We start from the raw sequence: 13,198 nt of genomic DNA, 5'->3' as shown, positions 1-13,198 counted from the left end.
GGCGATGGGCGCAACTCCTGTGCAGGACAAGTGGGCCTGGGTGGCCGGACCCATTGCTGTCGCTTTGGGTCTTTCCGCACACGTCATTTCCGGTGGCGGCTCCCCGGCGATGCCCGTTCTGCTGGCTTTCGTTGCCCTCTCTGCCCTGGCCGCGCAGCTGGTTGTCCGCTGGATCCACGGGCCCATCCTGTTGCTGCTGCTGTCCGGCGTGGCCCAGCAATTGCTGTTCTTCGGCTTCGATGCCTTGGGTGGCTCGTTCTCCGGCGTCGGGTTCCTTGACCATCTGCACGGGCAGCCCCAGCAACCTGTGGCCGTTCCTGCGGACAGTCAGCCGGGTTCAGGCGAAGTGCATGCTGCCGACCTGATGCTCTACACCCACGCAGCTGCCGCCATTCTCACTCTGCTGGTGGCGGCGGGCGTTTCGAGGCTGGCCCGGCGGGGGCGTCACCAAGGGCAACGTTCCGTAGCTTTTCGGTAATCCTGGGAAAAGCAACGTAGTCCCCGGAAAGCCAACGTAGCCCTGCGAAAGCCGGGGCAATGAACTTTGATCCTCCCGGGTTCGGGCGCCTAGTGTCATTTGCACGTGGTGTACCCGAGAGGCCAGGGAGCTGCCTGCAAAGCAGCGCACGCGGGTTCGAATCCCGCCACCACGTCTCTTGGTCTTTACCCCCGGCCCCGCGCCAGCGATCATGAAATGAGGCGCATGGACTTTGCCGACCGCAGCAGCACGGCCGCTCCTTTGCGCAGCGGAGGCGCAGCGACATGGCACCAATTATGGAGCCGGCGGACGGATTCCTGACCGACTACTACGAGCACGTCACGGACGACGACGTCCGCAGCTACACTCCCGAAACCTTGTTGGAACGGGCACGCTATCACCGCTCGTTGGCAGAACGCCGTGAACCTGGACAGGCAGTCATCGGCGTCCTGAACGAAACAGATACCAGCTTGGTGGCAATTGTCTCGGATGACATGCCTTACCTCGTTCCCTCCGTAACAGCGGAGATCGCTCGTGACACGGCTTCCATCCGACTTCTGGTGCACCCCACTTTCAGCGTCACGCGGGACCCGGCCACCCACCGCCTGACCGATATCCACAGGGGACCTCACCGCGCGGGGCTGCCCACCGGCGTCGAACGTTCCGAGGAGCATGCGCGGGCGACGGCACCTGTCCCTTCGCCGGACGAGCACGACGACGGACCGCTCACCGAGGCGTGGATAGCGATCGAGATCCCCCGGATTCCGGACAATGCGAGCGCCGAGCTGCTGGTGGGCCGGCTGAACAAGGTCTTGGGTGATGTCCGGGCCGCGGCGGGGGACGCCGATGCCATCCACGAGGAACTGGTACATGAAATCGGTGCGCTGGAGGGGCCCGCCAGAAAAGACCGGACGGCGCGCGAAGCACAGGAGCTGCTGCGGTGGCTGGACGACGGGAATTTTGTGTTCCTGGGATTCCGCGGGCGCCGCGGGCTCGGCCTCCTCCGTGATGGTGCCGGTACTGCGGCGCCAGGCGATGTTCCCGGCAAAGTGCCCGTCCTTACCCTCACCAAATCCACGCTTCGCTCAACGGTCCTTCGCCGTGCCTACCTCGACGAGATCAGCATTGCCACAGCGCACGGGAACGGTGCCAACACCAGCGGGTGCACCTTTGTCGGCCTCTTCTCCCCCAGTTCAACAGCTCGCTCGGCCCAGCAGATCCCGGTCATCCGGGACACAGTGGAAGAAGTACTGCGGGCCTTCGGCTATCCGGCGTCGTCACATCACGCCAAGGAGCTCCTTTCGGTGTTGGAGGCGTATCCGCGGGACGAACTGTTCCACATTGATGCCGAGCAGCTGGCCATCCGTGCGCGCGAGATCCTGCGACTCCAGGAACGCCATAGCACCCGGCTCTTTCTTCGTCCGGACTCCTTCGGCCGGTTCATGACAGCACTGGTTTTCCTCCCCAGGTATAGGTACAGCACGGCCGTCAGGCTCAACATCGAGCGCGAGTTGCGGGAGGCGTTTGGTTCGGACGCCATAGAGTTCGAGCTTCGCTTGGGCGAATCCGCCATGGCTCGCGTGTTCTTCCGGATCCTTTTGCCACAGGACCCCTCACGGCACGACTCATCGCACGGCGGCGCTCCGGCGGTGGTGGACGCAGCGGCCCTTGAGCAAAGGATCATCGCCGCTACGAGGTCTTGGGCGCAAGGCCTGGACGAGGCCCTCCAAACGAGGTATCCGCGGGAGGAGGCGGCCCGGTTGTCCAGGCAGTGGGCAACTGCGTTTCCGGCCAGCTACAAGGCCGATTATGAGGTGGAGGACGCAGTTGAGGACATTGCCAAGTTCGAAAGCTTTCCGGGAGTTCCGGCAGAGGCGGATTCTGCGGGCGAAGCAGATCCCCTCCTCACCGTTTACCAACGTCCCGGCACGGCAGTCCTCAGTGAGGATGCCCGGATCCGTCTTTACTTAACGCGCCCGCAGAGCCTGACCGAGATCCTCCCTTTCTTCCATAACCTGGGCTTGAAGGTCCTGGACCAGCGTCCTTTCGACGTTCAGCGTGCCGACGGGCGGCAGTTCTTCCTCTACGACCTCGGCTTGAAGTATCCGCGCGGGGTTGATCCTGTGGGCACGGGCGATCTGCTGGCTGGCGCGTTCTGTGCGGCGATGCGCGGTGATGCTGAGTCAGACGCTTTGGACGCCCTGGTCATCAAGGAGGGCATCGACTGGCGGCGGGTTGCCATCCTGCGCGCGTATGCCAAGTACCTCCGGCAACTGGGGAGCACCAACTCCTATGGCTTCATCGCGGACACACTCCGCGGCAATGCGACAGCGACCCGTGCGCTGCTGGAACTGTTCGAGGCGAAATTCAATCCTGTCCGCTTCGCTCCGGACTTGTTTGATCCGGAACTCCTCAATTCCGGTCATCGGGAGCGTGGGCCGGCCAGGGGCGATCTGTTCGAAGAGGGAAGCAGCGAACTGAGCCACAGGACGCAGGCCGTTCATAGAGCCCGGACGAACCTGATGGAAGCCATCGACGCCGTCCCTGTCCTGGACGCCGACAGGTTGCTGCGTTCCCTGGCGAGCCTGGTGGACGCCACGCTCCGCACGAACTTCTATCTCAACAAGCCCTTCATCAGCTTCAAACTCAACCCCGCCAGCATCCCGGCTGCCCCTGCGCCCCGCCCGAAATTCGAGATCTGGGTCTATTCGCCGCGCGTTGAAGGCGTCCATCTGCGTTTCGGTCCGATAGCCCGCGGTGGCCTTCGGTGGTCGGACAGGAGGGAAGACTTCCGGACGGAAATCCTGGGACTCGTGAAAGCCCAGACGGTCAAGAACGCCGTGATTGTTCCCACCGGAGCCAAGGGCGGATTCTTCCCCAAACGACTCCCGGACCCGGCAGAGGACCGTGCGGCCTGGCTCGCGGAAGGTCAGGAAAGCTACCGGACATTCATCCGCGGCTTGCTGGATATCACGGACAACCTGGTGTCGGACCCCGACGGCGGCAGCAGCGGCCGCGTAGTCTCGCCGCCCCGGGCGGTCCGGCACGATGACGACGACTACTACCTCGTTGTGGCCGCCGATAAAGGAACGGCAACCTTCTCGGACATCGCCAACGCCCTCGCCGCAGAGTACGGCTTCTGGCTGGGAGACGCCTTCGCTTCCGGAGGCTCAGTGGGTTATGACCACAAGCAGATGGGGATCACGGCCCGGGGTGCCTGGGAATCCGTGCGGCACCATTTCAGTGAACTCCTGATCGATTGCCGCGCTGAGGACTTCACGGTTGTTGGCATCGGAGACATGAGCGGCGACGTCTTTGGCAACGGGATGCTCCTGTCCCACCACATCAAGCTCGTGGCCGCCTTCGATCACCGGCACATCTTCCTGGACCCCACGCCGGACCCTGAGGTCTCCTACGCCGAGCGGGAACGGCTCTTCAAACTTCCACGCTCCTCCTGGGCCGATTATGACCGCACCAAGCTGAGTGAGGGCGGCGGCGTCTTTGCCCGGACGGAAAAATCCATCCCGCTCACGGATCAAGTCCGGCTGGCCTTGGGATTGGATGACGGCACGGATCCGAATGGGCAACTGTCGATGAGCCCGCCTGAGCTTCTCCGCGCAGTCCTTGCTGCCCCGGTGGACCTCCTGTACAACGGCGGAATCGGCACCTACATCAAGGCATCCACGGAGACCCATGCCGATGTGGGGGACAAATCAAACGACGCCATCCGGGTCAATGCCCAGGATCTGCGTGCGCACATCATTGCCGAGGGCGGCAACCTTGGAGTAACCCAGCGCGGCCGGATCGAAGCAGCTTTGGCAGGCGTTCTGGTCAATACCGATGCGATCGACAATTCAGCCGGCGTGGATTGCTCGGACCATGAAGTGAACATCAAGATCTTCCTGGACCGGATGATCTCCGCAGGCAGGATGTCCGTGGCAGAAAGAACCGGATTCCTGCACTCGCTCCAGGACGAGGTTGGACGGCTCGTCCTGAAAACCAACGATGACCAGAACGTCCTGCTCCTGAATGACAAGCAACTGGCGCTGGAATGGAGTCCCAGCTTTGAACGGACCATGGATTGGCTCGAGTCAGTCACAGATCTGGACAGGGAACTCGAATACCTTCCCAGCAACGCCGAGCTTCAGGCACGGGTCCTGACTGGCAAAGGACTAACTACTCCGGAACTCGCCGTGTTGGCCGCCTACGCCAAAATCGAACTCGCCCGCGAACTCACTGAGGGCGGTTTGTCCGATGATCCCTGGTTTTCTCAAACCCTTCGTGGCTATTTCCCCCAGCAAGTCTCAGAGCGGTTCGGTAAACATCTCTCCACGCATCCCCTGCGCCGGGAGATCGTAGCCACGGTGGTGGCCAACGACATGATCAACATGGGAGGCATAGCCTTCGCTTTCCGCGCGATGGAGGAGACGACGGTTTCTGCCTCGGCAGTGGCCCGGGCGTTCGTGGTGATGCGGAAGATTTGGGACTTTGACGCCCTCACCGGCAGCATCGCCCAAGTGCCGCCCACCACACCCCGTGAGCATGGAGCCGCCGTTGCCCTGGACATGCGGCGATTGCTGGACCGGTCCGTCCGCTGGTACGTGACCCACGATTTCCGCGACAAGCCCATTGCAGATGCCTTGGCCAGGCTTGAACAGCCTATGTCCTTGATGCGGGAGAACCTCACGAGCTTCCTTCATGGAGTCAACCCTGACCACACCCAGAAACGCCTGGCCCATACAGACTCGGTGGGCTTGCCCCATGATCTGGGTATCAGGGCATCCGAACTCCTGGTCAGCTATGGATTGCTGGACATTTCCGTTATCGCGGAGGAACTCCAAGAGCCAGTGGAGGCAGTGGCTGAGGTGTACTTCGCAGTCTTCGAACGGATCTCGGCGATCCCCCTGCTGGAACACATCACCATGCTTCCGCGGGACACCCATTGGGAGTCGCTGGCACGTGCGGCCTTGCGGGATGACATGTACCTGGTGCTCGCGGACATGACCAAAGCGGTAGTGCGGCACACGCCCCGGATCTCTGGTGCGGTGACTGCCACGGCGTCGGACCCAGTGGAACGAATCATGGACTGGGAACGCGGAAACATCGAACAACTGGCCCGCGTCCAGGAGACCATCAAGGAGGCCATCAAGCCCGGTCCAGTGGACATTGCAGCGCTCTCCGTCGCGGTAAAGCTGCTTCGCGCCATGGTCCGGAGATGAGGCGCCGGACATGGATGCTGCCGGTCATCTTACATATTTTGGGTCAAACGTCCTATGATTGATGGGTCGCCCTCGCATGCGGCAAGTAATAGGAGGCCCCGAAATGACCGCTGCAATCACTGCAGAACGCGAAATTCGCCTGTCTTTTTCAAAGGCAGACGAGATCCACGACGGACTTGAACGCGCCGTGGATGCTTTGATCAAGAACGCAGCAGCAGATGCCAACTGCGGCATTCTGGTGACCCGGCACGAGCCCGGCACCTACACAGTGGCCTTGGACGAATCCGTTCCCTTCGGCCAGACCCACGAAGTGCTCGCTGCGTAGTAGCAGTATTTGCAGTTGTAGTAGAAAAGCAAAAAGCCGGGGCCTAAGCCCCGGCTTTTTGCTTCACTGTGTCGGCGGAGAGCTACGCCCGGCGGAGAGTCACGCCGTCGGACTTCATGAACAATTCCTTGCCTTCCTCCGTGACGCCTGGCCCTGAGTGCTCCAGCCACACCACATTTCCGCTGCCGGAGACTTCCTCGATCAGCCCGGCCGCGATCACGTGCGCATACTTGACTACCTCCACGCGCTCGCCAACCTTGAGTTGCCTCCAGTCCGAAACCGTAACTGAGTGTGCGTTTCGTCTGGAGAGGACTGCTCCACGTGCCTTCATTGAACTTCTACCCCTTTGTGGATGTTCGCTGTTGTGTATTGAGTTATGAACGGTTGACCGTCAAGCCCACGGCACCGTTGACGTGGACGTGACGTACACCATAAGTTCTACTACATTTGTCACGCCCCGGAGATTGCGTTGCGAACAATTTCCGGGACGTGACAAATTTGCCCATCAAATGAGCGTTTTATTCGACGTCAGGCCAAGATCCCGACGGCGGATTCGGCGGCCGCGCGGACCGCACCGGAGCCCACAAGACGGTCAGCCGCTTCGAGTTCGGGCGACAGGAACCGATCGGCTCCCGGTCCCTGGACCACTTCGCGAAGCACCTCGAGCACAGCTGTACCGGCAGGGCCCGGCGTCAGTTCGCCGTCGGACATCTGCGTGCGCATGTCGATAGCGCGGGCGCTGGTGACCAGCTCCACAGCCAGGACGCGGCGGAGATTCTCCACGGCCTTGCGAAGCTTCCGGGCAGCATGCCAACCCATGGACACGTGGTCTTCCTGCATGGCGGAGCTCGGGATGGAGTCCACCGATGCCGGCACGGCCAGGCGCTTGTTGTCCGAAACCAGGCCGGCCTGGGTGTACTGGGCGATCATGAGGCCGGAATCGACGCCGGGGTCCCCGGCGAGGAAGGCCGGGAGACCGTGGGAGCGGGCCGGGTCCAGCATGCGGTCCGTGCGGCGCTCGGCGATGGAGCTGAGGTCCGCGACGGCGATGGCCAGGAAGTCCAGGACGTAGGCCACGGGCGCACCGTGGAAGTTGCCGTTGGACGTGACACGGCCGTCCGGCAGGACAACGGGGTTGTCGATCGCAGCGGCAAGTTCCCGGGAAGCTACCAGTGCGGCGTGGTCCACGGTGTCGCGGACAGCGCCGGCAACCTGAGGGGCGCAACGCAGGGAGTAAGCGTCCTGGACCTTGGTGTCGTTGATCCGGTGGGAGGCGACAATCGGCGAGTTGGACAGCACGCGCAGCATGTTGTCCGCGCTGGCAGCCTGCCCGGGGTGCGGACGCAGGGCAGCGTGGAGCTCCGGCAGGAACACCTGGTCGGTGCCCAGCAGCGCCTCGACGCTGAGCGCGGCGGTGACGTCCGCCGTCGCCAGCAACAAACGGATGTCAGCGATGGCCATCAGCAGCATTCCCAGCATGCCTTCGGTGCCGTTGACGAGGGCCAGGCCCTCCTTTTCCGCGAGGGTGACCGGCTCGATGCCGTGCTGCGCGAGCAGCTCAGCGACGGGCGGCTGGCCAGCGGTTCCGTACAGTTCGCCGTCGGGACCGGTTGCTTCGCCTTCACCCATCAGCACCAGGGCGCAGTGGGACAGCGGGGCGAGGTCGCCGGAGCAGCCCAGCGAACCGAACTCGCGGACCAGCGGGGTAATGCCTGCGTTGAGGACGTCCACCATGGTCTGCAGGACCACGGGACGGACACCCGTGCGGCCGGATGCGAGGGTCTTGGCGCGGAGGAACATGATGCCGCGGACCACTTCGCGTTCAACCGCCGGACCCATGCCCGCTGCGTGGCTGCGGATCAGGGACTTCTGCAGTTGCGTACGGAGGTCATTGGGGATGTGGCGGTTGGCCAATGCCCCGAATCCCGTGGAAATACCGTAGGCGGGGACATCGCTCGTGGCGAGGCTGTCGATGTGGGCGCGGACCTTGGCGACGTTATCCAGGGCGTCCTGGGAGATGGTCACCTTGGCATCGTGGCGTGCGACGGCGACGACGTCTTCCGGGGTCACCCCACTGGAGCCGAGGGTAACGGTGAGCTGTTCGTTTGAGGTAATAGTCATGTTCTTACTTCTCGTTCATGGGGATGCGGACGCCGCGTTCGTTGGCGACTTCGACGGCGCGGTCGTAGCCGGCGTCGACGTGGCGGATGACGCCCATGCCGGGGTCGTTGGTCAGGAGCCGTTCGAGTTTCTCCGCGGCCAGGTCGGTGCCGTCAGCGACGGAAACCTGCCCGGCGTGCAGGGACCGGCCAATACCGACACCACCACCGTGATGGATCGACACCCAGGTAGCACCCGAAGAGGTGTTCAGCAGGGCGTTCAGCAACGGCCAGTCAGCAACAGCGTCGGACCCGTCAGCCATGGCCTCGGTCTCCCGGTACGGGGACGCCACAGACCCGGAGTCCAGGTGGTCACGGCCGATCACGATCGGGGCCTTGACCTTGCCCTCCTTGACGAGCTGGTTGAACAGCAGACCGGCCTTGGCCCGTTCGCCGTACCCGAGCCAGCAAATACGGGCCGGCAGGCCCTCGAACTCCACCCGCTCCGCCGCAGCGTCAAGCCACTTGTGCAGGTGCGTGTTCTCCGGGAACAGTTCCTTAATGGCCTTGTCCGTGACGGCGATGTCTTCCGGGTCCCCCGACAGGGCGACCCAGCGGAACGGGCCCAGGCCCTCGCAGAACAAGGGACGGATATACGCCGGGACGAAGCCGGGGAACTCAAACGCCCGGGTGTACCCGCCCTTGCGTGCCTCATCACGGATCGAGTTGCCGTAATCAAAGACCTCAGCGCCGGCGTCCTGGAACTCCACCATCGCCTGCACCTGACGGGCCATGGACGCCTGGGCCTTCTTCGTGAACCCTTCCGGATCCGCCGCGGCCTCCGTGTGCCACTCCGCCACCGTGATGCCCTCCGGCAAATACGACAACGGGTCATGGGCGCTGGTCTGGTCGGTGACCACATCAAAGGTCACCTCGCCGGCCTTGTGCCGCCGGAGCAGTTCCGGGAACACCTCCGCGGCGTTGCCCACATACCCCACGGACCAGCCGCGGCGTTCGTCCTTGGCCGCCTGGACCTTCGCGATCGCAGCATCCAGATCCGTTTCGACCTCATCCAGGTACCGCTTGCCCGCCCTACGGCGCAGGCGGGTCTCGTCCACGTCCACGATCAGGCACGCGCCATCGTTCAACGTCACCGCCAGCGGCTGCGCACCGCCCATGCCGCCACACCCACCCGTCAGGGTCAGGGTGCCCGCCAGCGGACCTTCGGTGGAGCCTTCTGCGGTGGGGGCCGGGTGGCGCCCCTCAGCGGCGAGCTTGTTCCCCACCGCTGCGAAGGTTTCGTACGTGCCCTGCAGGATGCCCTGCGTGCCGATGTAAATCCAGGACCCGGCCGTCATCTGCCCATACATCATCAAACCCTCGGCCTCGAGGCGGCGGAACTCAGGCCACGTCGCCCAGTCCCCCACCAGGTTCGAGTTCGCCAACAACACCCGCGGAGCCCACTCATGGGTACGGAACACACCCACCGGCTTACCCGACTGGACCAGCAGCGTCTCGTCCTTCTCCATGGACTCCAGGGTCCGGGTGATCGCATCAAACGCAGCCCACGACCGCACAGCACGCCCCGTGCCGCCGTAAACCACCAGGTCATCCGGACGCTCGGCGACCTCGGGGTCCAGGTTGTTCATCAACATGCGCAGCGGCGCTTCGGTCTGCCACGACTTGGCAGTGAGCTCAGTACCCCGCGCGGCCTTAACCGGACGGGCACCAGTGGTGAAATCGGCGGGTGCCATGATGACTCCTTCGTCTTTGGGAAGTGTGTAGTGGAAAGTTCTTCTGCTTCTACTAAAGCCCCTTTACGGGGCCCCTGGAATGGCTTTTCAACTGGTACTGTCCGGGATTACAGACGCATGCAGCCCTTCGCTGATCCTCCGCCCAGGCGTCGTGGTGAAGTGAGGCCAACCCCTCGTATTCGCGCGAGAAGGAGCGCATGCTGGACCCATGGCAACGTTCCGAGTGACTACCCTCGTTGCGGCTCCGCCGGAGCGCGTTTTCGCGACCTGGACGGATCTGGACCGGTTCCCGGAATGGATCGGCGGAGTCACCCGCGTGACCGATCGCACTGGCTCGGTCGACCAGGCCGGCAGCCGCTACACGGCGTGGTTCGGACGGATGGCAAGCCCCACAGAGATCCTCGCCGTCGAACGGCCTTGGCACATCCGCACACGATTCGGCAACGCGCTCCTGAAGGGCGAGTCGGATGTGAGGTTTACTGCCGAGGGAGGCGGCACGCGCATTCAGCAGGAGTTCGTGACCCGAGGATTCGTTTCAGCGGTCTTCGGGCGGATTTTCGCCATGGGGTCCTACCGGGGCAGCTTCCGCGGTGAGCTGGAGACCTTCCGCAGACTCGTCGAGCGCGAAGCCTCGCAGCCGGGCCAACCTGAGCCGGGCGAACCGAAGCCCGGCGAACCGAAGCCGCGTGGCGACTAGGGCGAATCCACTATGCGAACGGCCTAGCCAGCCGGTCGTCCGTGAATGCGCACCGATAATTCGTCGGCAGCCTTGCGGATGCGCGCAGCCAGTACCGGCCATTGCTCAGCCGGCACTTTGTCCTCCAAGAACGTGACGGCGACTGCCGCCGTCGGCCATCCAACGTGGTCAGTCACAGCGGCGGCTATTGAGCCGAATCCGGGCGTGATCTCGCCGTTTTCCGTGGCGTAGCCACGCTGCCGCACCTGGTCCAGATGGGAGGACAGGGCGGAGTACTTCATGATCGGAAATTCCACTTCGTGGCGCGATGTGAAGGCGGCGGCGTTCGGGTAAAGGGCGCGAACCTGCGACTTTGGCAGGGCGGCCAGGATTGCGCGGCCCGACGCCGTGAGGTGGCTGGGCAGGCGGACTCCGACGTCGGTCACCAGGCTTGGGCGGTTCTTGGCGCGTTCCTCCACGATGTAGAGGACGTCGCGACCGTGAAGCACGGCCAGGTGCGCGCTTTCGCCGATCACGTCCACCAGCGAGGCCAACATGGGCCGCCCGAGACGCGACAAGGGCTCCTGCCGCGAATAGGCCGAGCTGAGCTCAAAGGCGCTGATGCCGAGGCCGTAGCGCTGCTCTTCGTGCAGATGCAGGACGAAGCCGTTGGCCTCCATGACACCGAGCAGGTGGTAGACGCTGGAGCGGGGCAAGCCGAGCGCCGTCGCAATGTTCGACGCCGCCATCGGACCCCGGCGGGAGGCCAACAGTTTCAGGATGCGCAGCGTATTTTCGGCGGCAGGGACCTTGGACGTGGCCTTGCCTGGTGCCAGTGGCGTGGTTGTCATGGTTCCTCACTGCTCAAGACTGCTGAAGCGGACACCGTTCAGCCTCTCCGGGGCGATGTGTCCGGTATCCCGTACTCAAGCGTGCCCTGTTAAGTGCGGCAACGCCAGACCACTCCCTCCATGCGGTGTCTGAAATACCAGACTTAACTACCGGTCTTATGTCTAGAGCGGCTCAGACCGTGCCAACCTCCCGGCGCCGTACGGCGACGAACGCGAACACCACTAGCGCCGCTCCAATCCCGAGCATCCAAAAGCCGCCGCTCCAATCGGTTCCCGTGGTGGTAACCACCGGCGTGTGCGTGAAGGGCGAAATGTCCCTGAGGGTCTTGTCGAAGCCCAGCATTCCGCCGTAGACACCCAGCACGACGCCCAACGCCAGCAACGCCCAACCGATCGGAACAGTAGCGCGCGGAACGGTTACAAAAACCGCAGCGGGCAAGGCCAAGTAAAGCAGCGCAGCCGGGATTTGAGCACCGGCAGTCTCCCACACGTTGCCCACGTCAACGGCTGTTTCACCGGAGACCAACAAGGAATACCAGGCACCGAACGCCGCGAACACCATGACGAGTACCACCGAGACCGCCCCAAGGCCGAGAAAGCTGCCAAACCAACGAATGCGGCCGAGTGGTTGCGAGAGCACCAGTTCTGCAGTGCCCGCCACTTCCTCCTGCCGCAATCGCAGAACGGCCTGGAGTCCGCAGGCCGCCGCCAGGATGCCACCGATCTCAAAGAGGACAGCAATGACCAACTCTGTCATGGATGTGCCTTGCGCCTCGATCATGGCCCTAAGGATCGCCGTGACCGAGGAATTCGTGATGCTGACCTGCTGGATGGCAGCGCCCAGGGCGCCGGTGAGCAGGCCTGCGATAAACCCGCCAATGCACCAGCTGACGATCGCGCCCTGCTGGAGTCGTAGTGCCAGGGCGAAGGGCCCGCGGAGCGAGGATCGGGCGTTCGTCCGGCCTCGTCGTCCGGCCAGCACGCTCGCGCCTACATCGCGCTTGGACATGATGACGGCGGTCAGTGAGACGCATGCGATGCCAAGGCCCAGCGGAAGCAGCAGGGGCCACCATCGGTTTCCTGTGTAGGCAAAAGTCTGCTGCCCCCAGCCGATGGGCGAAACCCAGCTCGGCCAAGCTGCCGTTACCGTCAGGCCGTCCTGGCTGACGTCGCCGGTCGCGTCCCCGAAACCACGCAGAAGATAGGCGGCGACCACCAGCCCTGCCGCCGCTCCGTTCGCCCCACGCGAGGTACTCATGAACTCGGACGCGAGCAATCCGACCGTGAGAAACGCCCATCCAATGGCTCCGGCCGCAAGACCGGCAACCAGCGAGCCCGCGGCATCGAGCCCGCCGGAGATAAAGCCGAACGTGACTGCCGCGGCCACCAGTACGTTTCCAACGAGCCCATGAGTCACGGTCGCCGTCAGCGGCATCCAACGGCCCGCGGCCGTGGACGCGACGAGCTCAGCCCGGCCCGCTTCCTCTTCGGCACGCGTATGCCGCACTGCCATGAAAGTGTTCATCAGCCCAGCGAGGACACCCAAGAAGGCGAAGATCTGGAAAAACGTAAACGCATCCAGAGCGGGGCCCCGGACCAGTCCGCGGAGGATCAAAATGGCAGGAGTCGCCGTGGCAACATGCAGGATCTCGGCGCGGGAAGCATCGTCGCCGTATGCCGAAGCCACTGCTGTTGTGGCGAAAAATGCGAGCGCACCGATGGAAGCAACCCAGCTCAGGAGTTGCCAACGGTCGCGGCGGAGCCGCTGCCAATACAAGTCAAGAAAGCGGCTCATC

Annotated in this window: 9 protein-coding genes and 1 tRNA gene; 5 read left to right on the top strand and 5 right to left on the bottom strand. The window is 63.6% G+C overall.

Translation table 11 applies throughout. The features are described from left to right. Positions 1–4: 4 nt before the first annotated feature. The 4 genes from AC1DD7_RS16785 (at position 5) to AC1DD7_RS16770 (ending at position 6,022) form a co-directional block, all read left to right on the top strand. The gene (locus AC1DD7_RS16785; RefSeq protein ID WP_477515869.1) at positions 5–478 is read left to right on the top strand and encodes a hypothetical protein; all 474 of its coding nucleotides are present in this window, start codon (positions 5–7) and stop codon (positions 476–478) included. A 104-nt stretch (positions 479–582) separates the two neighbouring features. Then, a tRNA-Cys gene (locus tag AC1DD7_RS16780) sits at positions 583–653 on the top strand. A gap of 109 nt (positions 654–762) precedes the next feature. Next, positions 763–5,697: an NAD-glutamate dehydrogenase gene (locus tag AC1DD7_RS16775; RefSeq protein WP_477515868.1), complete on the top strand. Its 4,935-nt coding sequence runs from the start codon at positions 763–765 to the stop codon at positions 5,695–5,697. A gap of 103 nt (positions 5,698–5,800) precedes the next feature. Next, entirely contained in the window at positions 5,801–6,022 is a 222-nt protein-coding gene (locus tag AC1DD7_RS16770; protein ID WP_442002819.1) for a hypothetical protein, read from the top strand. An 82-nt stretch (positions 6,023–6,104) separates the two neighbouring features. Here the strand turns inward: AC1DD7_RS16770 and AC1DD7_RS16765 are convergent, their stop codons facing one another. The 3 genes from AC1DD7_RS16765 to AC1DD7_RS16755 all read right to left on the bottom strand — a co-directional run bounded on the left by AC1DD7_RS16765 (position 6,105) and on the right by AC1DD7_RS16755 (position 9,875). Further along, complete coding sequence (locus tag AC1DD7_RS16765; RefSeq protein WP_216922354.1) at positions 6,105–6,353, bottom strand: hypothetical protein; 249 nt, start codon at positions 6,351–6,353, stop codon at positions 6,105–6,107. A gap of 197 nt (positions 6,354–6,550) precedes the next feature. Further along, a complete protein-coding gene (gene hutH / locus AC1DD7_RS16760; RefSeq protein ID WP_477515867.1) occupies positions 6,551–8,143 on the bottom strand; it encodes a histidine ammonia-lyase in 1,593 nt (530 codons plus the stop codon). A gap of 4 nt (positions 8,144–8,147) precedes the next feature. Further along, positions 8,148–9,875 carry a urocanate hydratase gene (locus tag AC1DD7_RS16755; protein WP_477515866.1) on the bottom strand — a complete coding sequence of 576 codons (1,728 nt, stop codon included), beginning with the start codon at positions 9,873–9,875 and terminating at the stop codon, positions 8,148–8,150. A gap of 208 nt (positions 9,876–10,083) precedes the next feature. Between AC1DD7_RS16755 and AC1DD7_RS16750 the strand changes: the two genes are divergently transcribed. After that, positions 10,084–10,572 carry an SRPBCC family protein gene (locus tag AC1DD7_RS16750; RefSeq protein WP_477515865.1) on the top strand — a complete coding sequence of 163 codons (489 nt, stop codon included), beginning with the start codon at positions 10,084–10,086 and terminating at the stop codon, positions 10,570–10,572. A gap of 23 nt (positions 10,573–10,595) precedes the next feature. On the opposite strand, the gene AC1DD7_RS16745 is transcribed toward AC1DD7_RS16750, so the two are convergent. Next, positions 10,596–11,402 carry an IclR family transcriptional regulator gene (locus AC1DD7_RS16745; protein ID WP_216922359.1) on the bottom strand — a complete coding sequence of 269 codons (807 nt, stop codon included), beginning with the start codon at positions 11,400–11,402 and terminating at the stop codon, positions 10,596–10,598. 172 nt (positions 11,403–11,574) lie between these two features. After that, positions 11,575–13,197: an ABC transporter permease gene (locus AC1DD7_RS16740; protein ID WP_477515864.1), complete on the bottom strand. Its 1,623-nt coding sequence runs from the start codon at positions 13,195–13,197 to the stop codon at positions 11,575–11,577. Between the last annotated feature and the right edge of the window lies 1 nt (position 13,198).

The organism is Paenarthrobacter sp. 10L412 (genome assembly GCF_056395565.1).
The sequence above is the reverse complement of the archived record's forward strand: the minus strand, read 5'-3'. Positions and strand labels throughout refer to the sequence as shown.

Bases quoted from the DNA above. Each gene is read 5' to 3' on its own strand.
- AC1DD7_RS16745 (WP_216922359.1), bottom strand. From the start codon at position 11,402: ATGACAACCACGCCACTGGCACCAGGCAAGGCCACGTCCAAGGTCCCT.
- AC1DD7_RS16740 (WP_477515864.1), bottom strand. From the start codon at position 13,197: ATGAGCCGCTTTCTTGACTTGTATTGGCAGCGGCTCCGCCGCGACCGT.
- AC1DD7_RS16775 (WP_477515868.1), top strand. From the start codon at position 763: ATGGCACCAATTATGGAGCCGGCGGACGGATTCCTGACCGACTACTAC.
- AC1DD7_RS16755 (WP_477515866.1), bottom strand. From the start codon at position 9,875: ATGGCACCCGCCGATTTCACCACTGGTGCCCGTCCGGTTAAGGCCGCG.
- AC1DD7_RS16770 (WP_442002819.1), top strand. From the start codon at position 5,801: ATGACCGCTGCAATCACTGCAGAACGCGAAATTCGCCTGTCTTTTTCA.
- AC1DD7_RS16785 (WP_477515869.1), top strand. From the start codon at position 5: ATGGGCGCAACTCCTGTGCAGGACAAGTGGGCCTGGGTGGCCGGACCC.
- AC1DD7_RS16750 (WP_477515865.1), top strand. From the start codon at position 10,084: ATGGCAACGTTCCGAGTGACTACCCTCGTTGCGGCTCCGCCGGAGCGC.
- AC1DD7_RS16765 (WP_216922354.1), bottom strand. From the start codon at position 6,353: ATGAAGGCACGTGGAGCAGTCCTCTCCAGACGAAACGCACACTCAGTT.
- hutH (WP_477515867.1), bottom strand. From the start codon at position 8,143: ATGACTATTACCTCAAACGAACAGCTCACCGTTACCCTCGGCTCCAGT.